Source organism: Pseudidiomarina atlantica (genome assembly GCF_000753735.1).
Classification (GTDB): Bacteria; Pseudomonadota; Gammaproteobacteria; order Enterobacterales; family Alteromonadaceae; genus Pseudidiomarina; species Pseudidiomarina atlantica.
The window spans coordinates 1-26,046 of record NZ_JPIN01000002.1 but is presented as its reverse complement, the minus strand read 5'-3'; the positions used below and the strand labels follow the sequence as shown (position 1 = coordinate 26,046).

Below are 26,046 nucleotides of genomic sequence, written 5' to 3'. Positions count from 1 at the left end.
AAAAGGCAGCATCCTAACGAATAACGATTAACGAACAACGAATTACTATAGAGGTTTATATGGCTCGATTTCCTTTTGACTGGCAAGACCCTTTCCAATTCAGCAACATGCTGACCGAAGAAGAACGCATGATTCGTGATACCGCTCATCAGTACTGTCAAGAAAAGCTGATGCCGCGCGTACTGACGGCGAACCGTGAAGAGCGTTTTGACCGCGAGATCATGAACGAATTGGGTGAACTCGGCCTGTTAGGTGCAACCTTGCCAGAAAAATATGGTTGCTCAGCAGTGAATTACGTTTGCTATGGCCTCGTCGCTCGTGAAGTTGAGCGCGTTGATAGCGGCTATCGTAGCGCTATGAGCGTGCAGTCGTCGCTGGTCATGCATCCGATTCATGAATACGGCAGCGAAGAGCAGCGGCAAAAATATTTGCCGAAACTGGCTACCGGTGAATGGGTCGGCTGTTTTGGTTTGACCGAACCGGATGCGGGTTCTGATCCTGCCGGCATGCGCACTACGGCGAAAAAAGTCGACGGTGGCTATGTGCTCAAAGGCAGCAAAATGTGGATCACCAACTCACCTATTGCTGATGTGTTTGTGGTGTGGGCGAAACTGGACGGTGAGATCCGTGGCTTTATTCTGGAAAAAGGCATGAAAGGCCTGTCGGCACCGAAAATTGATGGCAAGTTTTCATTGCGTGCCTCTATTACCGGTGAAATCGTAATGGACAACGTCGAAGTTCCTGAATCAGCATTGCTACCGAACGTCACTGGTCTTAAAGGTCCGTTTGGCTGCTTGAATAAAGCACGTTACGGTATCGCTTGGGGCTCATTAGGTGCGGCGGAATTCTGCTGGCATGCAGCGCGCCAGTACACCTTAGATAGACACCAATTTAATCGTCCGTTGGCGGCAACTCAGCTAATTCAGAAGAAGCTAGCTGATATGCAAACTGAAATCAGCATTGGCCTGTTAAGCTGTTTACAAGCAGGGCGTTTGATGGACGCAGGGCAGTTACCACCAGAAACCATTTCACTGATTAAGCGTAACTCCTGTGGCAAGGCGCTCGACATTGCCCGCATTGCTCGCGATATGCACGGTGGTAACGGTATTGCCGACGAGTACCACGTGATCCGTCACGTCATGAACTTAGAAGCGGTGAATACCTACGAAGGTACCCACGATGTGCATGCCCTAATTCTGGGTCGCGCGCAGACCGGCCTTCAGGCATTCAGCTAATTCATCTAGCACCCGTCACTACCTTGTAAAAGGAGGCGTATATGGCTGCAGCTATGCATCCATGGCTGGTTGAATTTATCCAGCGCATTGAACGTGAAGACCTGCCGCGTGCACACGCGGCAGGTGGCATCCTTAGCGATGCCGAACTGGTCGAATTATTCGACTCCCAACTCGCCAGTCGCTTGCTCGACCTGCAGTCTCGCCTGATGCAGGCTGCTGGACAGAGTTTTTACACCATTGGCAGCTCGGGTCATGAAGCCAACGCGGCGGTTGCCAAAGCCTTGCGCGTGACTGACCCAGCATTTTTGCACTACCGGAGCGGCGCCTTTTTCCTGCAACGCGCCAAGCAAAAGCCCGGCAGTACACCGCTGTATGACATGCTGCTCAGCTTTGCCGCATCGAGTGAGGACCCTATTTCTGGTGGTCGTCACAAAGTCTTTGGTAGCCTCGATTTGCACGTACCTCCGCAAACCAGCACCATTGCTTCGCACGTGCCGAAAGCTATGGGTACAGCCTTTGCCATCGGCTTGTCAAAGCGCCTGCAGCAGCAAGGCACTTGGCCACATGATGCGATTGCCGTATGCAGCTTTGGCGATGCTTCAGCCAACCACTCAACGGCTCTCGGCGCGATCAATTCGGCCAGTTGGGCGGCTTATCAACAAATTCCGATGCCGCTGCTATTGGTCTGTGAAGACAATGGTTTAGGTATTTCGACCCACACGCCACAAGGTTGGATCCAGCAGCAACTCAGTCAACGCCCAGCGGTGAAGTATTTTTTCGCCGACGGTAGCAACGTTGCCGAGACCTATTTGGTCGCGCAACAGGCCGCCGATTATGTGCGCCAGAAGCGTAAGCCGGCGATTCTACATTTACGCACCATTCGCCTGTTTGGTCATGCCGGAGCAGACGCCGAAGTCGCGTATCGCACCAAACAAGAAATTGCCCGTGATGCTGAACGCGATGTGCTGCTGTTCACCTGCGCCGCGCTGATTCAACGTGATTTGTTTAGTTACGAGCAACTCGCTGAACATATTCGCAAGCAAGCGCAGCGGATCGCGCGTTTAGCCGGACAAGCGCAGCAGCGTCCAAAATTAACTGCAGCCACGCAAGTAATGCAGTCAATTGTGCCACCCGCACGCGATGAGAGCGTGGTGCCGCCAGCGTTAACTGAGAACCAACGCGAACAGCTGTTTAGATTCGACAAGCATAACGTCGGCAAGCGCCAGCATTTGGCGAAATTACTGAACTGGTCGCTACACGATTTGATGGCGCAGTACGACAATATCGTCATGTGTGGTGAAGACATTGCCAAAAAAGGCGGCGTCTATCACGTGACGCAACACTTAATGGAAGCGTTTGGACCGAACCGAGTATTGAACACGGTGTTGGACGAGCAAAGTATTCTGGGTCTGGCTATTGGTATGGCGCAGCAAGGCATGATTGCCATGCCTGAAATCCAATTCCTTGCTTACGTACACAACGCCGAAGATCAGATTCGTGGCGAAGCTGCCACCTTATCGTTTTTCTCCGACGGTCAGTACACCAATCCGATGGTGATTCGTATCGCCGGTCTTGCCTACCAAAAAGGCTTTGGTGGCCACTTTCATAACGATAATTCGTTTGCCGTGTTCCGTGATATTCCTGGGGTGATTGTGTTGTGCCCATCGAATGGCTACGACGGTGCGTTGTTAATGCGCCAAGCGGTGCGTTTGGCCGCAGTTGAACAACGTGTGGTGATCATGCTCGAGCCGATTGCGCTCTACATGGCGCGTGATCTCCATGAAGAAGGTGATGGCGGCTGGTTGTGCGACTATCCAACGCCTGACGTGCCCGTACCAGCGCTCGGCGAGCCAGCGGTGTATGGTGACGGCGACGAGCTCGCTATTGTCAGCTATGGCAACGGCTATTACTTAAGTCGCCAAGCAGAAGCGAAATTACGCGCCGCAGGCCACAAAGTGCGGGTTGTCGATATTCGCTGCTTAGTGCCACTGCATGTGGATGCCATCGTGCAATCCCTAGGCGACTGTAAACAAGTACTGATTGTCGATGAATGCCGCCGCCGCGGCTCATTGAGTGAAGAGCTAATGACCTGTTTATACGAAGATTATCCAGAGCGCTTTAAAGTGCGTCGAATTACTGCCGAGGATAGCTTCATTCCGCTCGGTAAAGCGGCCTACACAGTGTTGCCATCTACCGCTGGCATTGTTGAGGTGGCCAGCGAGATGCTCGCAAAACGCAAACAAGGAGCTCAGGCATGAAGAAAACCGCACTAGTTGTTTGTCCTGGGCGTGGCACCTACAACAAACCCGAACTTGGTTCGATCTCCGCGAATATAGCTGCATCTTCTCCGAAAATACGCGAATATTTGCAGCAGGTTCTTGATCAAATCGATGCTGAGCGGGCCGCACTCGGTCTCGCGACGGTTACTGAACTCGATCAGGCAAAGCTGTTCAAAACCTCGCTGCACCAAAAAGCTGAGCACGCGGCAGCGCTGATTTATGCCGCAGGCTATCTGGATTTTTTAAGTATCGACCGCGAGCAGTATGACGTGGTGGCAATTACCGGCAACTCAATGGGTTGGTATACGGCAATGGCCTGTGCGGAAGCTTGGTCGGTGCCGACCACTGCACGGTTGGTCACCAGCATGGCCCAACTGACCGCTGGTGGGGCTGGTGCGCAATTTATCTATCCGATTGTCGATAGCGAATGGCGTCCTGACCCAGCGCGGGAAGCGCAGGTCAACGCGCAATTGCAAGCGCACCAAGGCGAGCTGTTCCGTTCGATCAATTACGGTGGTTATGCGGTACTCGCTGGCACTGAAGCTGCTTGTTCGGCTGCCATGAAAGCGCTGCCGCTCGCCGACGAACGCTTCCCGATGTTGTTGCCTGGGCACGCAGCATTTCACACCCATCTAATGGGCGAGGCAGCAACCAAGGCGCAGGAAACTTGGCCCACGGCGGTCTTCCGTGAGCCACAAACACCGCTCATCGACGGTCGCGGTCACCAATGGCTAACTCCGACGGTAGACATGCGCGCTCTGCACCAATACACCCTCGGCCACCAAGTGACTGAAACCTACGACTTCAGCAAAGCAATTCAAGTCGGTGTGAAAGAATTCGCTCCGGATCGCATCATTTTGCTAGGTCCGGGCAGCGGTTTAGGTGGCGCGGTAGCGCAGGCGTTGATAGCCATGAACTGGCAAGACCTCGACAGCAAAGCCGAGTTTAGCAAGCGCCAAGCTGCCGAAGTCCCTTACGTACTCAGTATGGGGCTGGCTGAACAGCGTGCTCTGGTGACAACTGCGCAAAGTTGACGGGTAACGCCCGCAAACAAGTTTTGCCGCGCGCGGTCAAATCCGTCATAAATTGAAATTGTTGCCGTGGGTCGATCGGATAGGCTTTCAGCCGATAACGCGTGCCCCACGGCTCTTCGTTTGCAACTACTACGATGGGTTTGGCGAGTTGCACATAAGGGCTGGTCAGCGCCACGTCTTCCAGTAGATGTTTGACCTGATTCGCATCGTGCTCTGGGTGCAAGTAAAAATCTACCACGCACATGAGGCTAGGACCGCCATTATTGGCGTTATGAATGAGATTCGACCATAGCTTTAAATGCGGAATAAATACCACGGTATCGTCCGGCGTGACAATTTCGACGGCGCGCATACCGATATGCTTCACTTCACCATAGGTACCATCGACTGAAATCCAGTCACCGGGGCGATAAGGCACTTCATAGACCGCAACCACCCCAGCAATGATGCTACTGACATAATCCTTCAAGGCAAAACCTATGGCGAGGCCTGCGGCACCGAGAATTGCTACCATGTTGCGCGCGGTCGGCTCAATTATCAGTGGCACTATCCAGATAATGGCAAAGACAAACACCAACACCCGTACCGTTGGAATCAGCGCCAGTACAAAGAGACGTTGTTTGCCATGTAAGTGCTCGGCGAGCAGTGGTAGTAATTTTTGACTGCACCAAATAATGGCCATCGCTAGCGCGATTACCACGCCGATTTCAATCAGCACCGCGCTATTAATTTCTTTAAATATTTCGAGAAATTGCTCAGTGTTCATGCCGCACTCCCATTAAAAACTATCGAGCCAGTAACCACGACTGGCAAGGAAATCACGCACATCGACATAGGCATAAACAGTCACTCGCCAGACTTTTTCATCATCCAACTCAATCACACCATTTTGCTGCAGGCGCAGTAACTGTACATCGAGCTGATCGGGTGCCAGCATCGGCAATACCAGCTGTAAATACTCGCCGGCGAGGCCGTGATGGAGCAAGAGTGCACACAGAATAAATGCGGTTGCGTCATCGGCTTCACTCGGAATGCGCGGCGTTTGGCGTTCACTATTTTGCGCCAGCGCCCACAGCGCTAAAGCAACACCCACATTGCCACGCGCTTTGGCATTCAGCTTACGCAACGCTTTATCCGTCGTCTCGATGCCCACTTGCTGAAGTAGTTCAGGAGTTGCGGCCGCAAAACAATAACAGTGCGGTAAACTCAGTGGCCAAGCGCGCTGCAAAAAGGCAAAGGTCCAACTATCGACCACCACTACGCCTGCACCTAATTCGCCGCGCAATAAACGTGGCAGCAAGGCACGCATAAATTGCATGTGCGACGTCGTGCGTAACCAGAATGACGAAAACTCATCGAGCAACCAATTGTCGCACTGCTGTGCCTGCCACCAGCTTGCTGTATCGGCACTCTCGAGTTGGTCTTTTCGTGGTGGTTTTAATTGTTGGTAGCCGTGCTTGTCGGCCCAAGCCCGCAAAATCGCACCGCTGCCACTAAATGGCGGGCTAATGACAAAACGTACACAAGGTTCTGATTCAGCAGCTTCCCACGCTTGTTCAACCGCCGCGACCGCAGGCTCAAGATCGAACTCACGGTAATGCGGGAAATCTTGTTCATCGGGGGTGGTATCCTCATCATCTTTGATACCGATGAGATTTTGTGCCCGCAGCCAGGCTTTTTGCAACAAGGTGCTCGCCGGTGCGGTCGGTCGCTCAAAAGTGTCGAGGGGGATCAGTTGCCAATGGTTGCCTTTCGCCATAAAGTTAAGCAATCCTTAAGTCTGTTCATGTATTACACTGTACACCATCTAGCTGAAACGAAAAGTAAATCGATGAAACCACCACAAAAAGGTCTGATGCGCATCGTTCGCGCCACCGGCAACTCCTTACGCGGTTATCGCATGGCGTTAAAGTTTGAAGCGGCGGTCCGCCAAGACACCGTGCTCGCATTGATATTGGTGCCACTAGCGTTATGGTTGGGTGCGACCATGGTGGAAAAAGTGGTGTTGATTCTGCCGGTACTGGTGTTGCTGATTGTGGAACTGCTTAATTCCGCTATCGAAGCGACAGTTGACCGCATCAGCCCGGACTTACATGAGCTCAGCGGCCGTGCCAAAGATATGGCCTCGGCCGCTGTCATGTTCTCGCTACTGATGATCGGTATCACTTGGGTAGTGATTCTGTGGCCGCGCATCAGCGCTTGGTTTGTCTAACAAGGCTTATTCACCGTAGCGAATGGTTGCCTGACCTACGGTGTTGGTATCAGCACCAAACCACAAGCTTTGGCTGGCTTCATCAAACATCATGTGACGCACGGTGCCGCCACCACTTGGCACCGCGACAGGAGCAGTAAAGGTTTCGCTGTCGATGTGAAAACCGACAATGCGATTCGGCTGCACGCCCGTTTCGGCAAACCAAATGTAGCCGTTATTGTCGGCCGCCATGGCATAGGGCATCGACTGCACACCTGCTGGCATGACCCACTCGCTGATCTGCTCAGTTTCAGGGTTATAACGCCCCAAATAGCCGCCAGCATAATCGACGTACCAAATGTTGCCGTCAGTGCCATAGGCAATGCGACGAGGACGATTTGCATTTGCTCGTGGCAGCTCAATTTCTTGCAGTTCACCGTCGACCACAGTCGCTAATTTGTTGCTACCAAAAAGCGTCAGCCATGGCTGGTCATTGACCACAATCAAGCCATAAGGACGTGCCCGCTTAGTCGGCACATCCCACAGCTGCATTTGTTCAGCTTCGACATCGAAATAGCCAACTTGATTTGCCCCTTGCGCGGTAAACCACAGATCGCCATTACTGGTGAACATCATGGTGTGGACATCGCGACGTCCATCACCTGGTAATGGGTACTGAGTGATTTCCTTAGTGTCGTGGTCGATATGACCTATGTGCGCAGCCTTGTTACCAGCATACCAAGCGCCACGCTCATCCACGATGATATTGTGAGGACCCGCGCCTTCTGGCAGGTCAATACGCTCAAACTCACCGGTTTGTGGGTTCAGAATCGCCGCATAATCAGCTTGCTGCCCGACAAACCAAACCTTATCGGTACTTTGCACATAAGGGTCGCGCGGTCGTGATTCCGCATACTGCACCTGCCACTCTTCGATGGTCACGGTTGCCGGCGCAACGTCAGCCGCCTGTATGCCACTCAACATGAACGCGAAAGTTAAACCAAACATAATGCCTCCTTTAAAGCCTCAATATCCGATTATAGTTCATCACCAAGATAGCGGTTCACCGCCGACCGCCATTCAGCGCTACGCACATAGCGCAGCAAGATAAGGTTGATCTCCTCGCGCTTGCTTGATTGTGGCGGCAATACCAGCGCGTAATCCTGCGGCGCAAAATAGTCATTTAACACGGTGAGTCCAGAGAACTCTTTGCGTAATTGATATTTCAATAAGGGTGCGTCATAGACCACTGCGTCGGCTTTTCCTGCGGCTAAATCACGCAATGCGCTGGGGAGATCAGTGGTTTGCTGATAACCGATATTCTCACGTTCTAACCAATAAGCGCTGTAAGACGCCGGCACACTAGCCACGCGAACCTTCACCAAGTCGTCTTTACCTTGCACGCGACTCGATAATTGATTGATGGTCAACGCTGAAGTAATGGACGCGGTGAAACTTGAAATGATAATGACGCTGGTGAACATCCAAATCAGTGCCACCACACGCCCCAACGGACTGCGCGGTGACTTATCGCCATAACCCACAGTGGTCATGGTTACGGCGGCCCACCAAAAACCTGCGCCCACGCCGGGTAGGGTTTCACTGCTGAACTCATCACGATTATGACGGCGCTCTGCGAGCCAGAGCAGCCAACCCGCCGCTAACAAAATACCAGCCAAGAACAACAGCACTGTGAGAAACTGCAGACTGAAAAAGCCTTTGGTGACGGTCCACCAGCCTGGCTCAGCTTGGGCTGGGACAGCTATGCTAAGACCGGCATTGTAAAAGGGTAACGAAAAGTCGATGCGGCGCTCGCGTTCAGCAGTAACGGAAATCGCACCGAGCCCAACGTCAAATTCCCCCGCTGCAACACCATCAATGAGTGACTCTAAGCCAGCTTCAACATAGCTAAACTGGTAATTTTGTTGTGCCGCGATATGCTCCCACAACTCAATGGTGAGCCCGCTGTAACTACCATCGGCATCTTTCAGCACAAAGGGTGGGCTTACTCTGACCGCCACCTTTAGCGTTTCAGGTTCGACCTCTGCGCCCACCTGAGCATAGCTCGCGGGTAAGGCCGAACATGCTAAAGCTACGACCAGTATCAGCAGATATTTCATAAGCTCTCCTTGTCTTTTTATGGATTCTCAAGGCACACTAGTTGTTAGCAGTATACAGACCTTGAACCAAAATGGATGCTTATGGAAATTTTCATCGCCGTATTGTTCTTTGCTTTTTCGACCACCATCACCCCGGGTCCGAATAACGTTATGATCATGTCATCGGGGGTCAACTATGGTATTCGTGCGAGCATGCCGCATTTTTTGGGCATCTGTTTAGGCTTCCCAGTAATGGTGCTGTTGGTGGGGTTTGGTTTTGGCGTAGTGTTCGAGAAATTCCCGAATTTACACCAACTCATTAAAGTCGCTGGCGTTGCTTATTTGCTCTGGCTGGCTTGGCACATTGCCACCGCCGAACCCAAAGCCATTGAAAAAGGTACGCGTAAGCCCTTTACCTTCTGGCAGGCGGCATTATTTCAATGGGTCAATGCCAAGGCGTGGATGATGGCATCGGGCGCAGTCGCCGCTTACACCACGGTTACCGGCAATCCAGTCACTGAAGTACTGGCAATTACGCTGGCGTTTTTTTTGATGGCTTTTCCGTGCGTGGGGATTTGGCTGCTGTTCGGTTCGCTGTTGCGTAAAGTGCTCTCGAATGCGCTATTCCAACGCATTTTCAATATCACCATGGGCTTGATTCTGGTCGCGTCGATTATTCCAGTGCTGCAAGAGTTGTGGCAATTCTACTTCGCTCGAGCCGCTTAAAGCTGCAATAGCGGCTCGTCTTCGGCATCTAAATACGCTGTGATGGCAGCGATGAAATGGCTGCCATAGCGTTCTAACTTGCTATGCCCAACCCCACTGATATTCAACAGGGCGTCTTCATTAGTCGGGTAGTGAACCGCCATTTCAACCAGTGTGGCGTCGTTGAATACCACAAAAGGTGGCTTTTCTTCGGCATCGGCAATTTTCTTGCGCAACGCGCGCAAACGCCGGAACAACACTTTGTCGTAGTCGGCACGATCCGTCACCTTCGGCTTGCTGACCGCCAAGTTGAGCCGCGGCTCCGCTAACTGTAGAGCCACTTCGCCACGCAAAATCGGCCGTGCGGCTGCGGTGAGTTGCAACGTGCCGTAATGCTGAATGTTCTGTAGCACGAGCCCACGATGAATGAGCTGACGAATGATGCCTAACCAGTACGCTTGGCTTTGCTCAGCCCCGATGCCAAAGGTAGAGAGTTGATCATGCCCCAAGGACGTCAGGCGCTGCGATTGGCTGCCGCGTAAGACGTCGATAATATGCATGGCACCAAAGCGCTGACCGACCCGATAAATACAACTGAGCACTTTCTGCGCATCAACAGTGCCATCGTATTGCCGAGGCGGGTCGAGGCAGATATCACAGTTACCACAGGGCTCATCACGAAATTCATTGAAGTAATTCAGCAGCACCAGTCGCCGACAGGTTTGCGCTTCGCCAAGCGCTTGCATGGCGCCGAACTTATGTTGCTCAACTTGGCGGCGCTGCTCATCAGGAATGTCGTTAATAATGCTGCGGATCCAATTGGCATCGCTGGGGTCATACAGCAAGAGTGCTTCTGCCGGTAAGCCGTCACGGCCAGCGCGGCCGGTTTCTTGATAGTAGGCCTCGATGCTACGTGGCACATCAAAATGCACGACAAAACGCACGTTGGGCTTGTTTATGCCCATGCCAAAGGCCACGGTTGCGACGACAACGTCAATGTCGTCACGCACAAAGCCTCTTAACACGTACTCGCGTTCCTCGTGTTCCATACCCGCATGATAGCCAGCGGCGCGAATACCGTCGCTGCGCAAGCGCTCGGCAAGTTCATCGACGCGTTTGCGGCTGCCGCAGTAAACGATACCTGAGGCACCTTTTTGCTTGGCAATGTAATCACGCAACTGTTTCTGCGGCTTAAATTTGTCTTCGACAATGTAGCGAATATTGGAGCGATCAAATGAGCTTTTATAGACGCATGGGTCATGCAAATGCAGACGCTGAATGATATCGGCTTCGGTGGCCGCATCGGCGGTCGCGGTCAGTGCCATAAAGGGAACTTGCGGTAGTGCTTCGCGCAGCTGTCCTAGTTGTCCATACTCGGGGCGAAAATCATGACCCCACTGCGAAATACAGTGTGCCTCGTCGATCGCAACTAGGTTTACCTGCCATTGTTGCAAGAGCCTTACAAAATAAGGCTGCATCGCCCGCTCTGGGCTTACATACAACAAGCGAAGAGCGCCGCTAGCGGCGTCTTGCGTCACACTTTGTTGCGCTTCCGCAGTTAAGCCATTATGCAGCGCTGCGGCAGCAACGCCCATGGTCTGCAGACTCTCAACTTGGTCCTGCATCAGTGAAATCAGCGGCGAAATGACAATACTGACGCCGCTGCCAGCTATGGCCGGCAATTGATAGCACAGCGATTTGCCGCCGCCTGTAGGCATTAACACCAAGGCATCGCGACCGCTTTGCACCGCCTCGATCACCTGCTCTTGCCCCTGCCGGAACTTGGCATAGCCGAAAACATCGGCAAGGACTTTTGACAGATTGGCGGCTTGGCTCACGACTGCTCCGATTGCGCTCGATACGAATAAGCACTATTGTATGCGTCACGCGCAGTCAGTACCACCTACCTGATGGCATTTCCGAGATAACTGCGCGGTGGTTGCTCAGTTTTCGCACAACTCTTCACATGATAGGAAGTTCGCCCCATGACCGATGATGCTACGCGCAGTCGCCACGGTGTATTTTATGCTATTGCCGCTTACACCATGTGGGGCGTCGCCCCAATTTATTTCAAGTGGCTGCAGCAAGTTCCAGCATTAGAAATCTTGAGCCATCGGATTATCTGGTCGTTCGTTTTAGTCTTACTGTTAATGGTGGGTTTGCGCCGTTTGCACCGCATTCGTCCAGTGCTGAAAAATCGCGCGCAAATGCTGCGCCTCACCCTAGCTACGTTTTTGTTAGGTGGAAACTGGTTTTTGTTTATATGGGCCATCAACAACAATCGGTTGTTGGATGCCAGTTTGGGCTACTACATCAATCCCCTTTTGAACGTCGCAATTGGCATGTTGTTCTTTGCCGAGCGCATGCGGCGCTTCCAACTGGTGGCTATTGCGCTGGCCGTGACGGGCGTATTGATTCAGGTGATTTCTTTCGGTTCAGTACCTTGGATAGCACTGACGCTGGCGTTTAGCTTTGCGATTTATGGCGCGATTCGTAAGCGTCTACCGGTGGATTCAATGACAGGGTTGTGGTTGGAGACCACTATTTTATTGCCTATCATGTTGGTTTACTTGTTGTTTTTTGCCGACTCTGCGGCCAGCGATATGACCGCCAACACCTGGCAACTGAACTTAATGCTGATGGCCGCGGGTATTGTCACCACCGCGCCGTTGCTATGCTTTACCGCCGCCGCCCAACGTATTCGTTACGCCACACTCGGCTTCTTTCAATACATTGGCCCAAGCTTGATGTTTATTCTCGCCGTGTGGGTTTACGGTGAGCCCCTTGCCGCTGACAAGTTGGTAACCTTTGCGATTATTTGGACGGCGCTCGCACTCTACAGTATCGATACCTTACTGCATCAACAACGGTCAAGGCGCGCGTAAGCGACGACCAACCATTTCGCACCGACATCATCGAAGTTCACTTGGATGCGGCTCTGTGGGCCGCTACCCTCGTAGTTGAGTACGGTGCCCTCGCCGAATTTTGCATGCCGTACCCGCTGCCCTAATTGAAACCCAGTTTCGGTAAAAGCTTCATGGCTGGCACTGGTGCGGAAGCGACCATAATTCGGTTGTCTGCCAAATGAAGGTGAAGCACTTTGCATACGAATGTGATGCAAGTTTTCCGCCGGAATTTCGCCAATAAAACGACTTTGCGTGTGGAATTTTTCTTGGCCATAAATGCGTCGTTGCTCGGCATAGCTAATGACCAGCTTTTGCATCGCACGGGTCATACCAACGTAACAAAGTCGCCGTTCTTCCGCCAACCGTCCGGCTTCCTCAAACGATTGCTGCGAGGGGAACATGCCCTCTTCGACGCCACACATAAATACCAGCGGAAACTCCAAGCCCTTGGCACTATGCAGCGTCATTAACTGCACTGCGTCTTGATACTCATCGGCTTGTTCTTCACCTGATTCCAAGGCCGCATGCGCCAAGAAGGCGTTCAGCGGCGTCAGGTCTTCTTCCATATTGGCATCGAGCTGGTCGAAGTTTTCGCAGGCGTTGACCAATTCTTTTAAGTTTTCGACGCGGGTTTCAGCTTTCTCGCCTTTTTCGGCTTCGTACATGGCCATCAAACCACTGGCTTTAATCACCCGATCCACCTGCTTACCCAGCAAATCATCGCTGGTTTCATCTTCGAGCTGGTCGATGAGCTCGATAAAGGTATTGACCGCATTTGCCGCGCGACCGGTGAGCACCTTTTCTTGCACTAACTGTTTTGCCGCTTGCCAAAGAGATAACTGACGTTGTCGTGCACCATCACGGACGATATCGAGTGTCCGTGCACCAATGCCACGCGTCGGCGTGTTGATCACTCGCTCTAAGGCAGCGTCGTCATCACGATTGGCAAGCAAGCGCAGGTAAGCCAATGCGTCTTTAACCTCTTGGCGATCAAAAAAGCGTAGCCCACCATAAATGCGATAGGGGATGCGCGCGTGCAGTAAAGCTTCTTCCAAGACCCGAGACTGCGCGTTGCTACGATACAGTAATGCGACATCTTGCAGGGCATTGCCTTGCTCATGCCAGGCCTCGATACGACTGGCGATATAGCGCGCCTCGTCCATCTCATTGATGGCAGCGTACAAATCAATCGGCTCGCCGGTGCCGCCCTCGGTCCAGAGCTCTTTGCCCAAACGGTCGGTATTGTTGGCAATAACGCTATTGGCAGCAGTCAGAATGGTGTTAGTAGAGCGATAGTTTTGCTCCAAACGAATCGTTTCAACGTTTGGGTAGTCACGATTAAATTGGTGAATATTCTCAATTTTTGCGCCGCGCCAACCATAAATGGATTGATCATCGTCGCCAACAATGGTGACGAAGTTTTCGTTTTCGCCACGCCCACCGCCCGACAACATTTTCACCCAGGCATACTGAATCGCGTTGGTATCTTGGAACTCGTCAACCAAGATATGCCGAAAACGCCGCTGATAATGCTCACGAACAATAGCGTTATCACGTAACAATTCATGTGCGCGTAGCAATAGCTCGGCAAAATCGACTAACCCGGCACGGTCGCAGGCGGCTTGGTAAGTTGCGTAGATTTCTTTGTAGGTCTGTTCATTGTAATCAAGACCATCGAGGTGCTCAGCGCGCAAGCCCTCATCTTTTTTGGCATTGATAAACCATTGCGCTTGTTTCGGTGACCAACGTTTTTCGTCTAAGTTGAGACTGCGCATGATGCGTTTGAGCATGCGTTGTTGATCGTCGCTATCAAGGATTTGAAAGTTCTGCGGCAAGCCGACATCCATGTAGTGCGCACGGAGCAAACGGTGCGCGAGTCCATGGAAGGTACCAATCCACATAGCGCGGGTCGAACTGCCAACGAGCGCCTCAACGCGGCCGCGCATTTCCGCCGCAGCTTTGTTGGTAAAGGTTACCGCCATAATGCTGTAGGGTGACAAATGATACTCTTGCAGCAACCACGCAATACGATGCACTAACACCCGCGTTTTCCCACTTCCGGCGCCAGCAAGCACCAGCATGTGCCGCTCTGGCGCACTCACTGCGGCGCGTTGCTTATCATTGAGTTGATCGAGGAGAGGGTGCTGAGTCATTGAATCATCCATTGCTTGCAAACGCTGCCAGTGTAAAACGCGACTACTGTATATGCAACCAGTTAATTAGCGCTGCCGCTCTAGTAGCAAGTGCCCCAACTGGCGGTTGTCGTGGTAGGCGACGTGCGGCAGCACGATCAGTGAACTGGCATCATACAAGCCGCTTTTGAACCATGCCGTTTGCCAGCCCATGCGTTGCGCACCGAGTACATCGGCGACCGGACTATCGCCAACATGCAGCCATTGTGCAGGATGCAAGTGCGGATAGGCTTGCTGCGCCACTTTGAACATATCTGGGTAAGGCTTACCACGACGGCCGCCACCGGGTTGAATGACATGGCTAAAATAATCACGTAGGCCAATCTTGGTGGTATCGACATTGCCATTGCTGATGGCGATCAGCGGGTAATGTTGCCCGAGTTCGCTTAACAGTTGATGCGACTGTGCCGGCACATCGACCTGATTCCGACGCGCCAAAAACGCTGCGAGCACTTGCTCTGCTCCAGCTTCTGCTTGCTTGCTATCGATGCCAAGCTGCAGGAGGCCTAAGCGAATAGTTGCCAAGCGCAATAGCGTCATGTCACTGGCGAGATCAGCGTCGGTTTGCATTAACTGCCAGCGCCGCTGGGCCCACTCAGCCTGGCTCCAGGTGGCAGCTACCGGAAACAGTTCACAGAGTTTGGCATAGTTCGCGGCTTCGGCTGCGCGCATGACGGGTACGTTGTCGTACAAGGTGTCGTCTAAATCAAAGCTAATCGCACGGATTGGCTGCAGACGGCGATAAAATTGCATGTTAAAAAACCTGCTGTTAACTATTTCTTACGGGCTCTTGGGTGTGCGGCGTCGTAGACCTTGGCCAGATGTTGAAAGTCCAAGTGGGTATAGACTTGCGTGGTGCTCAAGTTGGCGTGCCCGAGCAACTCTTGTACCGCACGTAAATCACCGCTCGATTCTAACATATGCGAGGCAAACGAGTGGCGCAGTTTATGAGGATGCAGCCCACCTTTGAGACCTTGTTGCTCGCCCCAATATTGTAGGCGCTGTTGCACCGTGCGCGGGCTAATCCGTTGTTGGCGTTGACTGATAAAGAGTGCGACCTCGGTCAAGTTCCCGTGCAGCCAACGGGTGCGCACTGGCAGCCACTGCTGCAGCGCCTGTGCGGCACAGCGGCCGTAGGGCACGATGCGGGTTTTATTGCCTTTACCGAGCACACGCAGTTCTTGGTGCCGCGGATTGATAGCATCGATATCCAAGGCTACTAACTCCGCCAGCCGCAAACCACTGCCATACAACAGCTCCATCATAGCGGCATCGCGTAACGCAAGTTCGTCATCTTCAGGGAGTTGTAGCAGTTGGCTGATGCTATCGACATCGAGGTTTTTCGGTAACCGCTTGGCGGCTTTTGGTGCTTTAGTTTGGCGCGCTGGATTGTCATGGCGCCAGCCCTCACGAATGGCATAATCAAAAAACGTGCGCCAAGCTGCCAAGCGTAAAGCGAGTGAAGCATCACCTAAGTTTTTCCGGCGCCAGTTAATAAAGACCCGCTCGAACAATGGCAAAGTGAGCGCCGCGATCGAGTCACAGCCTTGTTCGGCAAGAAAAGTAACGTCATGCTTGAGGACACGACCGTAGTTCGCCAGCGTGTGCTCGGCGAGCCCTCGCTCGCCAGCTAAATGATTGAGAAAGCGTTGCCGTGCATCAAACAGCTTCATGATGTTTAAGCAGCGGCGGCAAGATTTGACTGAGCAGCACTTGCAACTGCTTCACCAGTAGTGTGTCCATAGCTGGTTCGAAGTGACTGGCGTCATGATTGCCAATCGCAAGCATACCCAGTTCACCTTGTTCGCCGAGCAGCAGTAGGACCACCGAAGCGATGGTTTCATCCGGGAACAGCAATTTCAGCTCGTCGTTAGTGAGTCGCCCAAGATAAATACTGTCTTCGCGAAAACGCTTACTCAGCAATTGTTTGTGGGTATCGGCCGCAAACGTAAATTGCGCTTCTAGTTCCAACGGACTATCAAAAAACTTCAATGTGAGCGCTGGCATTTGCAGCTGCGTCGAAAAGGTCTCTTGCAGTGAGTCCATGACTTCTTCAAGACTGCGACTCTGTAACAACTTGACGTAGAGCTCACTAAAATAGCGGAACAGCTCTTCGTTACGCCGTGCAGTCACCATTAAATCGGTAATCTCTTCTTCCAACTGCTGCACGCGCTGACGCAAGACTGTTTGTTGGCGCTCCACCAACGACACTGCCCCCTTGCTTGGGTGGCGCAAACTCAATTGCTGCAACAACGCCGGATGGCGTTCAAAGAAGTCAGGATTTTCTTCTAAATACGCAGCAATCAGCGTGTCATCGACAATCAGTTGTTGAGCTTGTTGTTGTTTTGCTTCGTTGCTCATAATTTCATATGTCCGTCATATACATGGGCGGCTGGCCCGGTCATCCGTACTTGTTGCCCCGGCTGCCAACGAATGGTCAAAGGACCACCGGGCAATTCAACCGTGACCTGCTCATCGAGTTTACCTTGGCGCATGCCAATGACCGCAGCAGCACACGCACCACTTCCACAGGCCTGGGTTTCGCCCGCGCCGCGCTCGTACACTCGCAATTTAATGTTGTTGCGGTCGACCAACTGCATAAAACCGACATTTACGCCTTCAGGAAAGCGATCATGCGCAGCCAATTGCTTACCTAAAGTCGCGACCGGCGCGTGATGAATATCTTCAACTTCAATCACACAATGCGGGTTGCCAAGTCCCATGACGCCACATAACACTGTTTGCTCTTGCACGCGTAAAACATAGGTCAGTTCTTCTTTTTGCGCTTTAAACGGCACTGCTGCTGGTACAAACTTAGGCTCACCCATTTCTACGGTAATACGCCCGTCACGTTCGTGATGCAAGACCAAGTTACCGGCTTTGGTGCTGACCCGTAAGTGCTGCTTATTGCTGAGCCCTTTGTGCCGTACAAACAAAGCAAAGCAGCGGGCGCCATTGCCGCACTGGGCAACTTCACTGCCGTCCGAATTGAAAATCCGATAATGAAAATCCAAGTCGGGATCATACGGTGGCTCAACTAACAATAGCTGATCAAAGCCGATGCCGCGATGACGATCGGCCCATTGCCGGATTTGCTCAGGATTCACGTAAATGTTTTGCGTGACGTTATCAATGACCATAAAGTCATTTCCTAAGCCGTGCATTTTACTAAAGTTCAAACGCTCTCTCCGAGTATATGTTCACCCTGCCACAAGCTTTCTAAGGGCTCGCGCTCACGAATCAAGGTTGCACTATCGCCATGCACCATAACTTCGGCAGCGCGCGGTCGCGTGTTGTAATTCGAGGCCATGGTAAAGCCGTAAGCACCGGCATTCATCACTGCTAACAGATCACCTTCCTGCGCGGCTAAATGCCGAGCATGACCGAAGAAGTCACCGGTTTCGCAGACCGGACCGACCACATCGACAAGTTGCTCATCGACGCCATCATGACGCACCACCGGCTGAATCGCATGATAGGCGTTGTAAAGCGCAGGACGTAAGAGGTCGTTCATACCCGCATCGACTAACAAGAAGTTTTTCTCGCTACCAGGTTTGTAGTATTCAACTTTAGTGACCATGATGCCCGCGTTACCCACAATCGAACGTCCAGGTTCGAGCATGAGCTTAAGATTACCAAGCTCGGCTGCTTTTTGCTGCAGCGTTTGTAAGTAGTTACCCACTTCGAGCTTATCTTCGTGCTGATAAGGAATACCAAAACCACCGCCCATATCGAGGTGGGTGATCTGAATACCTTCTTGGCGTAAATCGCTGACCAATGTGAACATGCGCTCAGCAGCATCTAAGAACGGTTGCGGCGTCAGAATTTGTGAACCAATGTGGCAATCGGCGCCGCAGACGTTGAGATTCGGCAGTTGCGCTGCGCGACGAAATACGTCGCGCGCCTCACTCATGGCGATGCCAAACTTGTTCGCCTTCAACCCGGTTGCGATATACGGATGGGTTTGTGCGTCGACATCTGGATTCACGCGCAGTGAAACTGGCGCGGTAACGCCCTTGCTAGCCGCAATTTCTTGGATCCGTTCAAGTTCGGCCGCAGACTCCACATTAAAGCAGCCGATGCCTTGGTCTAACGCATAAGCGATCTCGTCGTGGCTTTTTCCCACGCCCGAAAACACTACGTCTGCCGCTTTACCGCCAGCAGCCAATACGCGTGCGAGCTCGCCCCCAGAAACGATATCAAAACCGGCACCTAAACGGGCTAACAGGTTCAATACAGCTAAGTTAGAATTGGCTTTGACCGCATAACAAAGTTTGTTCGGTGCGGGCCAATGTTTGGCAAACTGCTCCCAGTTTGCTGTGATCGCAGCTTTAGAATAGATGAACAGCGGCGTCCCGTGCTTTTTAGCAAGGTCCGTCACCGCGCAGTCTTCTGCGAACATTTCGGTCTCTTTATATTGAAAACTCATGATTTTACGTTGCTATCCTGTACGTGCGTCACGGTTACAGATGCCGATGGCTGATTCTTCTCAGCAGGTGCTGGCATTTCCAGTGGACCCTTTTGTCCACAGGCGACCAAGCACAAGCTAGCTGCTACAATGATCGGACGCATTACTTTCAGCTTAAACATCGGTAAACTGTACCCTTGTGATTCGCGATTGAAACGTGTGCTTATCATCGCATTGCAGCGCACAAATGTCATTACTAGGAGTGGACATGCAAGACCATGAATATCATGAGATCGCCGAAGCGACCATTTGGGCGATAGAAGCAGCTTTCGAAAACACCGGCATCGACATCGACAGTGAGTGCGATGGCGATATGTTAGAGATCACCTTTCCGAACCGCACGGTAATGGTCATTAACAAGCAACCACCGTTGCAACAAATCTGGGTAGCGACCAAATTTAACGGGCATCACTTTGAGTACCGTGATGGCCAATGGATCGATAATCGCACCGGTGCCGAGCTGTGGCAACTGCTCACCGAATCAGGTAGCAAGCAAGCCGAGCAAGATTTAACCTTAGACGCGCAGAGTTAAGGCGGAGCATCGGATGAGTCAAACATTACGCATAGCTACCCGCAAAAGCTTATTGGCGATGTGGCAGGCCGAGCATATTCAAGCACGGCTTGAGGCGTTGCACGAGGGTTTAACCGTCGAATTACTACCGATGAGCACCAAGGGCGATATTATTTTGGATACGCCTTTGGCAAAAATAGGCGGCAAGGGCCTGTTTGTTAAGGAGCTTGAAGTCGCCATGCTCGACGGTCGTGCTGATTTAGCCGTACATTCGATGAAAGATCTGCCGGTCGAGTTTCCAGAGGGACTCGAGCTGTTTGGAATTTGTGAACGTGAAGATCCGCGTGATGCCTTCGTGTCGAATCACTACAACAGTCTTGATGAGCTGCCGGAAGGTGCGGTGGTCGGTACCTGCAGCCTGCGGCGCAAGTGTCAGGTGTTGGCGCAGTTTCCGCATTTGGTCGTAAAGGATTTGCGCGGTAACGTGCAAACGCGGCTCGGCAAACTCGACGACGGCCAGTTCGACGCGATCATTTTGGCTGCCTCAGGCCTGATTCGACTGAACTTGGGCGAACGCATTCGCCAACGCATTCCGGTAGAAATCTGCTTGCCTGCCAACGGACAGGGCGTGCTAGGTATCGAATGCCGTAGCGATGATGCTGCGACTAAAGCTTTACTGGCACCGTTGAGCTGCGCCGATACCACCAGTTGTGTGCTGGCTGAACGCGCCATGAACCGCCGTTTACAAGGCGGTTGCCAGGTGCCGATTGGTGCTTACGCAGAATTGCACGACGACCAGCTGCATTTACGCGGTTTGGTGGGGCGACCGGACGGTAGCGAGATTATCGAAGGCGATATCAAAGGTCACCGCGATCATGCCGAAGCTTTAGGTACTGAGTTAGCAGAATACCTACTGACCCGTGGCGCCGGTAAAATCTTAGCAGACGTCTACGCGGAGAACGACCTACACTCATGAGCCATGTGCTAATTCTGCGTCCAGCGGCCCAGGCCGAGGAACTGCAACAACTGCTCCAGCAACGTGCGACACAGCATAATCTGCGGTTGCAATGCGAACCTGCGAGCATGTTGCAAATCCGCGGTTATGACGACCCTAATCATAGCCTCACGCAAGTATTAGCAAGCCCATGGGATGGCGCCATGATGGTCAGCGTTAACGCGGCGCAGTATTTCGCTGAGCAAGCACACGCTTGGGCTCCAGACCAAGCCATGCCGCGTTGCCGCTGGTATGCCGTTGGCCCTACTTCGGCGCGCGCGATTGCACGGGTGGTAAAACGACCGGTCAGTTGTCCATGGCGACAACACAACAGCGATACCTTGCTTGCCTTGCCCGAGTTACAAAACGTGGCGGAGCAAAATTGGCTGGTCATCCGTGGTCGTGGTGGTCGCGAGCTCTTTGCCGAGACTTTGCGCGCGCGTGGTGCCAAAGTGACACACTTGGAAGTATACGAGCGTGTGCCAACCGCGCCGAGCGCTGCGCAGATTCAAGCTTGGCAGCAAAGTGTCGATACTATTATGGTGAGTAGTGCCGAACAACTTGGTGCATTCTTGGCAGCGGTTCCACGCCCGGCACTCGACTGGCTGGCACAGTGTACTTGGGTGGTGGCCAGCAGTCGCTTACAACAATTATTACCTGCCGCTATTACGAAACACGTCGTAGTAGCTGACAGCGCCGCCAGTTTTGCTATGGTAGAAGCATGGCAACGGGCTTTGCAATCAATGAAGGAAGCATAACTTATGGCACAAGACAGCCAACTCGCGGAAACTACCGAACCGACGGTTGACGCTACTGACGATACGACCGCATCAACAGCAGCGGCTCCGCAACGCCGCAAAGCCAGTCTCCTGCCTTGGTTAGTGATAGTGGTGTTGTTAGCAGTGCTCGCCGTAAGTGGTTGGTTAGGTTACCGCTATGTCTATCAAGACTTACTCGCCACCAATGCCCAGTTACAGACGACAAGTGAGCAACAACAGCAGCAGTTAAGCGACTTGGAGCGCGAACTGGCAAACCTTGCACAGCAACAAAAGCGCTTACCCAACGACGTGCGTGAGCAGCTTGCCGATGCCACGCGGGAGCGCCAACGCCAATTAGCGGCACAAGCACAAGAATTGTCGGACTTAAAACGGGCGGTGCAGGGCGTGCAAGCAGAGTTTGCCAGCCTTGACGTTTCGCAAGCGACGGAATGGCGTATTATCGAAGCGCGGCATCTAGCTGAGCGCGCCAACAACAAGCTTTATATTGACCAGCAGCCAACGGCCGCTATGCAGCTGTTGGAACTTGCAGACAGCCATCTAGCAGCATTAAATAACCCGGCTTTTCAAACCGCGCGCCAAGCCATTAATGACGATAAAGTCGCGCTGCAAGGCTTAACCACCGACGCGCACTTGCAAGTTGCGATGCAGCTCAGCAGTTTGCGACAACAGCTGCAACAACAAGATTGGCAGCTGCGCGCACCAAGCTTTTCGGTGACCAGCGAAACCACACCTGCCGACGCACCTTGGTACACCCATCTGCAAGATAATGCACAAACCTTGTTCAACCAGTTAGTGCGCATCGAGCATCGTGAACAGCCGATTCAACCGCAACTGTCTGCGGCTTTTGTCGCTTTGGCAAAACAGCGTGTACTGTTGCAATTACAATTGGCGCAACAAGCCGCACTGAGCCAATCAGCCGAGCTCTATCAGACGAGTTTGCAGGAGGCGCAAGACTTATTGGCGCAACTCGCCAGCGATAGCGAACTGCCGGTACAATCGTTACAGAATGCGCTTGGCAAATTAGCCCAACAGCAGTTAGTGCTGGAGTTGCCGACCCAGTTACGTAGTCCAACTGTACTTAACCGCATAGCAGCGAACCTGAGCGCAGGAGCAGCGCAATGAAATATGCATGGATCATTGTCTTACTGCTGATCGCGGGCTTATTTATCGGTCCATTGTGGGACGGTAATACCGGCTACGTGCTCATTGCGGTGGGCAACTATACGATTGAGACCAGCTTAGTCGCTTCGGTGATATTGTTGGCTGTGGCTTTCATTCTTGTGCGTTTTCTTTGGCACTCCATCATGCGCCTGGTGCGCGGCACTTCATGGGGTATCAAATGGTTCGGTCGGCGCCGCGACAGTAAAGCCCAGGCTGCCGCTGAGCAAGCAGCCGCAGCTTTAGTCAACGGTGATTATCGCGCCGCCTCGGCAGCATTTAACCGTAGTTGGCAGTTACGCCACGACGGTACGGTCGCGTTGCTTGCCAGTTACTCTGCAGCGCAGCTCGAAGACTTCGAACAAGCGCGTGATTGGCTACAGCATGCACCGACGCCTGACCACATAGTGTTAGCGGAAACTTTGTTTAGCATGCGGGAAAATCCAAAACTGGCTGCTCAGCATGAGGTCGAAATCCAACGCTTGCGTAAGCAATACCCGCAACACCCACAACTGTTAAGGCTGGCCTTGCGCGCGTATGAAAGCTTACACCGCTGGCAAGATATTATCGACAGCCTGGCCGATGCCGAGCGCTTACAGGTCTTTTCTGCGACCGAGCATACCGCGTTAACCGAACGTGCCTACCGCGAACACTTTCTCGCGCTGGGCCGCAATGGTAATAGTGCATTGCAAGCTGGCTGGCGTGAACTGTCGCGCGATGCACGCCGTAATGCAGCGATCCGGCGTGCTTATTTGCAAGCCTTGGTGCAATTACAACAAGAGGAAGCCGCTGACAAAGTCGCAGCGCGTGGTTTAAAACGCGGTGATTTACAGCTTGCTGAGTTGTTACAGCAACAATTATTGGTAGCCGGTCCGGAGTTACGTGACTACTTACAGCAACAATTAAAGAAAACGCCGGAAGACGGCTTATTGCTGCAAGCGATGGGACAACTGGCGATGCGAACCAAGGAATGGTCATTAGCCGAGCGTGCGTTGCGACGTGCGGCTGAACTTGTGCCGTCGCAGCGTCTTTGGTTAGATCTTGCCCAAGTTTACGCTGCCCAAGGTAATTCGGCTGCAGCGTTGAGCGCCTACGAAAAAGCGCTGCGTCATTAAACGCAGCGCTCTCTTCTTTCGTCGTTAAAGCCGCCGGCTTACTGGCGAATACCTTCGATCGATAGGTACATGTCGACAGTTTTTGACGCCGGACCTAAGTCGTAATCAATACCAAAGTCTGCCAAGGTCAAGGTCACTGAACCTTCAAAGCCGCGACGGAAGCCACCCCATGGATCTGGACCTGCACCCACTTCGCTTACTGCAATTTCAATCGGCTTGGTAACGCCACGTAAGGTCAGGTCACCGCTCAAGGTACCCGTGCCATCACCATTAGGCGCATAGCTGGTTGAAACGAAGCGTGCTTCTGGGTAATCATCGACCGCTAAGAAGTCATCGCTGCGCAAGTGCTTATCGCGCTCGGCATGATTACTGTCAAGGCTGGTCGTGTCGATGGTGACGTCTACTTTAGCAGCGCTTGGATTCGCTTCGTCATAGCTAAAGGTGCCATCGAAGTCGGTGAATTCACCAAGCAAATAGCTGTAGCCTAAATGGCTAATTTTGAATTGAACAAAAGCATGTTGGCCTTCGATATCAATCACATAGTCTTCGGCTTGTGCGGTACTTACCGCTGAACTCATTACAGCACCAAGTGCTGCAGCTAAGATTAACTTTTTCATATACTAGCTCCTATCGTTGTGGTTTAAGCATGCGTTTAAGAGTGTCATGCTTGTCCCAAAAGTGATGTTTTAACGCAGCAAGCGCGTGCCCACCTGCCAAAATCACTAAACTTAAAGCGGCGTACCAATGCACGTCGCCGGCAATGTCTTCTTGATTCGGAATGCTGGTGATGAACGCCGGCACTTCGAACCAACCGAATACTTCAATACCGCGACCATCGGCTGTTGAGATCAAATAGCCACTGATCATGGTCACTAAGAGCAGGGTGTAGAGCAGTCCATGGCCAATACCTGCTGCCACTTGCTCAAACTTTGCTCCCTGTGCCTTGGGCTTAGGATTGAACCAACGCCACAGCACTCTCAGCAACGTCAGCGCGAGTAAGCAGATGCCAAACGACTTATGCCACCAAGGTCCTTCGCGATACCACGGGTCGTAGTAACTCAACGTCAGCATCCAATAACCGAGGGCAAATAAGCCGATGACGGTAACCGCTGACAGCCAATGGATGACGATGGCAGCCCAACCGTAACTGGTTGTGTTATTTCGCAACATAATGTTTCCTTACGCTTGTTGATGGTCATTTTAGTTGAAGCAAATGAAATAAAAAGCGCTATATTTCGCATCGTTCATTCGATTTATTAGAATTAAAGGGTGATCCGTTACTCGTTATTCGTTAGGGGGTGCTTATTTGAACCTTCTCCTAACCAATAACCATTAACGAATAACGTTCTTTTCATCTAGTATAAGTACGGAATGTGGGGACTTATAGGACAAACAAATGAAACTTACTTTACTCGCAGCTTCGGCTGCATTTTTACTCAGTGGCTGCGTTATCTATGTTGATGGCAAGAGTGGCAACATTGACTGGGGCGACCGTGATCTGATCCATGACACTCGGCAATTGAGCCTTGCCGTAGCAGATTTAGAGGCCTTAGATGTACTCGCTGGTGCGGGTAGCTTGGTGATTGAAGGCGATAGCACTATCGATGCCATCGAAGTTACCGCAGAAGTCTATCATCACGACACCGGGGATATCCGCTTCTCACTTGAAGCACAAGGCGACACTGCTTTTTTGGTAGCAACCTTTGATAACTCCAGCTATGGATCGAACAATCCATACATGGACGTCACTGTACGAATGCCACAAGACTTGCTGTTAAAGGTAGATGATGGCTCAGGCAATATCACGGTCAACGGCTCAAATGGTGATGTGGTGATCGACGATGGTTCTGGCAGTATGTTGGTTGAAAACGTGCGCGGTGAAGTGACGATCGACGATGGTTCGGGTGATATAGAGGTGCGCGAAGTAGGGAAGCTCACGATTATCGAAAGCGGCTCCGGCAGCGTGAAGAGCTAAAGAGCTGAAGAGCCGTGATTCGTTAATCGTTATTCGTTAGAGAGAAGCGCCACGACCTCACCCTAACGATTAACGATTAACGATTAACGAGTAACGGCTCTTAAAACGAAAAAACCCCGAGCGGTGAAGCTCGGGGTCTCATCTAATTAGGTGCCTGGCAGTGACCTACTCTCGCATGGGGAAACCCCACACTACCATCGGCGCTGAAGCGTTTCACTACTGAGTTCGGAATGGATCAGGTGGTTCCACTTCGCTATGGCCGCCAGGCGTAAACTTGTACAATATGAAGGCTGATTGTAAGAAGAGCTTTAGTGCCACTCTGCTTGTTTCCCCGTACTAGAAGTACGGGCTACGTGTCGTTACACGCACCATTTGGTAAAGTCATTCGAACTTTGTGTCTATCAA

Annotated in this window: 26 protein-coding genes and 1 rRNA gene; 12 read left to right on the top strand and 15 right to left on the bottom strand. The window is 52.3% G+C overall.

The window, feature by feature from the left end; all coding sequences use genetic code 11:
- The first annotated feature begins 59 nt into the window (after positions 1 to 59).
- From IDAT_RS02900 to IDAT_RS02890, 3 genes are read left to right on the top strand one after another with little or no spacing between them, the layout of a single operon-like run.
- A complete protein-coding gene (locus IDAT_RS02900; RefSeq protein ID WP_034730353.1) occupies positions 60 to 1,235 on the top strand; it encodes an acyl-CoA dehydrogenase in 1,176 nt (391 codons plus the stop codon).
- A gap of 41 nt (positions 1,236 to 1,276) precedes the next feature.
- On the top strand, positions 1,277 to 3,493 hold the full coding sequence (locus IDAT_RS02895) for a thiamine pyrophosphate-dependent enzyme (RefSeq protein WP_034730351.1): 2,217 nt from the start codon (positions 1,277 to 1,279) through the stop codon (positions 3,491 to 3,493).
- Complete coding sequence (locus tag IDAT_RS02890; protein ID WP_034730350.1) at positions 3,490 to 4,548, top strand: malonyl CoA-ACP transacylase; 1,059 nt, start codon at positions 3,490 to 3,492, stop codon at positions 4,546 to 4,548. The genes IDAT_RS02895 and IDAT_RS02890 overlap by 4 nt, the downstream gene beginning before the upstream one ends.
- Here IDAT_RS02890 and IDAT_RS02885 read toward each other — a convergent pair.
- Positions 4,496 to 5,314, bottom strand: a complete 819-nt coding sequence (locus IDAT_RS02885) for a mechanosensitive ion channel family protein (RefSeq protein ID WP_034730347.1) — start codon at positions 5,312 to 5,314, stop codon at positions 4,496 to 4,498. The genes IDAT_RS02890 and IDAT_RS02885 overlap by 53 nt on opposite strands.
- A gap of 12 nt (positions 5,315 to 5,326) precedes the next feature.
- Positions 5,327 to 6,307: a hypothetical protein gene (locus tag IDAT_RS02880; protein ID WP_034730345.1), complete on the bottom strand. Its 981-nt coding sequence runs from the start codon at positions 6,305 to 6,307 to the stop codon at positions 5,327 to 5,329.
- Between the two features lie 72 nt (positions 6,308 to 6,379).
- On the opposite strand from IDAT_RS02880, the gene IDAT_RS02875 reads away from it, so the two are divergent.
- Positions 6,380 to 6,760, top strand: coding sequence for a diacylglycerol kinase (locus tag IDAT_RS02875; protein ID WP_034730761.1), 381 nt, complete (start codon positions 6,380 to 6,382; stop codon positions 6,758 to 6,760).
- Between the two features lie 6 nt (positions 6,761 to 6,766).
- On the opposite strand, the gene IDAT_RS02870 is transcribed toward IDAT_RS02875, so the two are convergent.
- Together IDAT_RS02870 and IDAT_RS02865 are read right to left on the bottom strand one after the other, a co-directional pair.
- Entirely contained in the window at positions 6,767 to 7,747 is a 981-nt protein-coding gene (locus IDAT_RS02870; RefSeq protein ID WP_034730343.1) for a Vgb family protein, read from the bottom strand.
- Positions 7,748 to 7,776: 29 nt separating this feature from the next.
- Complete coding sequence (locus IDAT_RS02865; RefSeq protein ID WP_034730341.1) at positions 7,777 to 8,859, bottom strand: transporter substrate-binding domain-containing protein; 1,083 nt, start codon at positions 8,857 to 8,859, stop codon at positions 7,777 to 7,779.
- Between the two features lie 81 nt (positions 8,860 to 8,940).
- On the opposite strand from IDAT_RS02865, the gene IDAT_RS02860 reads away from it, so the two are divergent.
- Positions 8,941 to 9,564, top strand: a complete 624-nt coding sequence (locus IDAT_RS02860; RefSeq protein ID WP_034730339.1) for a LysE family translocator — start codon at positions 8,941 to 8,943, stop codon at positions 9,562 to 9,564.
- Here IDAT_RS02860 and recQ read toward each other — a convergent pair.
- Positions 9,561 to 11,381, bottom strand: coding sequence for a DNA helicase RecQ (recQ, locus tag IDAT_RS02855; protein WP_034730337.1), 1,821 nt, complete (start codon positions 11,379 to 11,381; stop codon positions 9,561 to 9,563). The genes IDAT_RS02860 and recQ overlap by 4 nt on opposite strands.
- A gap of 147 nt (positions 11,382 to 11,528) precedes the next feature.
- Between recQ and rarD the strand changes: the two genes are divergently transcribed.
- Entirely contained in the window at positions 11,529 to 12,428 is a 900-nt protein-coding gene (gene rarD / locus IDAT_RS02850) for an EamA family transporter RarD (RefSeq protein WP_034730335.1), read from the top strand.
- Here the strand turns inward: rarD and uvrD are convergent.
- From uvrD to lptM, 7 genes are all read right to left on the bottom strand, one after another.
- On the bottom strand, positions 12,404 to 14,602 hold the full coding sequence (gene uvrD, locus IDAT_RS02845; RefSeq protein ID WP_081909729.1) for a DNA helicase II: 2,199 nt from the start codon (positions 14,600 to 14,602) through the stop codon (positions 12,404 to 12,406). The two genes, rarD and uvrD, sit on opposite strands and share 25 nt — an antisense overlap.
- A gap of 66 nt (positions 14,603 to 14,668) precedes the next feature.
- Positions 14,669 to 15,394, bottom strand: coding sequence for an HAD-IA family hydrolase (locus IDAT_RS02840; protein ID WP_034730331.1), 726 nt, complete (start codon positions 15,392 to 15,394; stop codon positions 14,669 to 14,671).
- A gap of 20 nt (positions 15,395 to 15,414) precedes the next feature.
- Entirely contained in the window at positions 15,415 to 16,314 is a 900-nt protein-coding gene (gene xerC / locus IDAT_RS02835) for a tyrosine recombinase XerC (protein WP_034730330.1), read from the bottom strand.
- A complete protein-coding gene (locus IDAT_RS02830; protein WP_034730329.1) occupies positions 16,301 to 17,002 on the bottom strand; it encodes a DUF484 family protein in 702 nt (233 codons plus the stop codon). Before IDAT_RS02830 ends, xerC begins: the two co-directional genes overlap by 14 nt.
- Positions 16,999 to 17,805 (bottom strand): diaminopimelate epimerase, encoded by an 807-nt coding sequence (dapF, locus tag IDAT_RS02825; protein WP_034730759.1) that lies wholly within the window; start codon positions 17,803 to 17,805, stop codon positions 16,999 to 17,001. The genes IDAT_RS02830 and dapF overlap by 4 nt, the downstream gene beginning before the upstream one ends.
- Positions 17,806 to 17,816: 11 nt before the next feature.
- Positions 17,817 to 19,070: a diaminopimelate decarboxylase gene (lysA, locus tag IDAT_RS02820; RefSeq protein WP_034730328.1), complete on the bottom strand. Its 1,254-nt coding sequence runs from the start codon at positions 19,068 to 19,070 to the stop codon at positions 17,817 to 17,819.
- Complete coding sequence (lptM, locus tag IDAT_RS13280; protein WP_162178384.1) at positions 19,067 to 19,231, bottom strand: LPS translocon maturation chaperone LptM; 165 nt, start codon at positions 19,229 to 19,231, stop codon at positions 19,067 to 19,069. Before lptM ends, lysA begins: the two co-directional genes overlap by 4 nt.
- Before the next feature lie 86 nt (positions 19,232 to 19,317).
- Between lptM and cyaY the strand changes: the two genes are divergently transcribed.
- Genes cyaY through IDAT_RS02795 form a run of 5 tightly spaced genes read left to right on the top strand, consistent with a single transcriptional unit; the run spans position 19,318 to position 23,666 of the window.
- Positions 19,318 to 19,641: an iron donor protein CyaY gene (gene cyaY, locus IDAT_RS02815; RefSeq protein WP_034730327.1), complete on the top strand. Its 324-nt coding sequence runs from the start codon at positions 19,318 to 19,320 to the stop codon at positions 19,639 to 19,641.
- A 13-nt stretch (positions 19,642 to 19,654) separates the two neighbouring features.
- On the top strand, positions 19,655 to 20,596 hold the full coding sequence (gene hemC / locus IDAT_RS02810; protein WP_034730326.1) for a hydroxymethylbilane synthase: 942 nt from the start codon (positions 19,655 to 19,657) through the stop codon (positions 20,594 to 20,596).
- On the top strand, positions 20,593 to 21,372 hold the full coding sequence (locus IDAT_RS02805; protein WP_051986529.1) for a uroporphyrinogen-III synthase: 780 nt from the start codon (positions 20,593 to 20,595) through the stop codon (positions 21,370 to 21,372). The genes hemC and IDAT_RS02805 overlap by 4 nt, the downstream gene beginning before the upstream one ends.
- A 3-nt stretch (positions 21,373 to 21,375) precedes the next feature.
- Positions 21,376 to 22,515 (top strand): uroporphyrinogen-III C-methyltransferase, encoded by a 1,140-nt coding sequence (locus tag IDAT_RS02800; RefSeq protein WP_034730325.1) that lies wholly within the window; start codon positions 21,376 to 21,378, stop codon positions 22,513 to 22,515.
- Positions 22,512 to 23,666 carry a heme biosynthesis HemY N-terminal domain-containing protein gene (locus IDAT_RS02795; RefSeq protein WP_034730324.1) on the top strand — a complete coding sequence of 385 codons (1,155 nt, stop codon included), beginning with the start codon at positions 22,512 to 22,514 and terminating at the stop codon, positions 23,664 to 23,666. The genes IDAT_RS02800 and IDAT_RS02795 overlap by 4 nt, the downstream gene beginning before the upstream one ends.
- Before the next feature lie 38 nt (positions 23,667 to 23,704).
- Here IDAT_RS02795 and IDAT_RS02790 read toward each other — a convergent pair whose 3' ends face one another.
- A complete protein-coding gene (locus IDAT_RS02790) occupies positions 23,705 to 24,283 on the bottom strand; it encodes a YceI family protein (protein ID WP_034730322.1) in 579 nt (192 codons plus the stop codon).
- A 10-nt stretch (positions 24,284 to 24,293) separates the two neighbouring features.
- Complete coding sequence (locus IDAT_RS02785) at positions 24,294 to 24,836, bottom strand: cytochrome b (protein ID WP_034730320.1); 543 nt, start codon at positions 24,834 to 24,836, stop codon at positions 24,294 to 24,296.
- A 226-nt stretch (positions 24,837 to 25,062) separates the two neighbouring features.
- Here IDAT_RS02785 and IDAT_RS02780 point away from each other — a divergent pair, with 226 nt between their 5' ends.
- Positions 25,063 to 25,641 (top strand): DUF4097 family beta strand repeat-containing protein, encoded by a 579-nt coding sequence (locus IDAT_RS02780; RefSeq protein ID WP_051986528.1) that lies wholly within the window; start codon positions 25,063 to 25,065, stop codon positions 25,639 to 25,641.
- A gap of 152 nt (positions 25,642 to 25,793) precedes the next feature.
- Here the strand turns inward: IDAT_RS02780 and rrf are convergent.
- A 5S ribosomal RNA gene (gene rrf / locus IDAT_RS02775) occupies positions 25,794 to 25,908 on the bottom strand.
- Positions 25,909 to 26,046 lie beyond the last annotated feature (138 nt).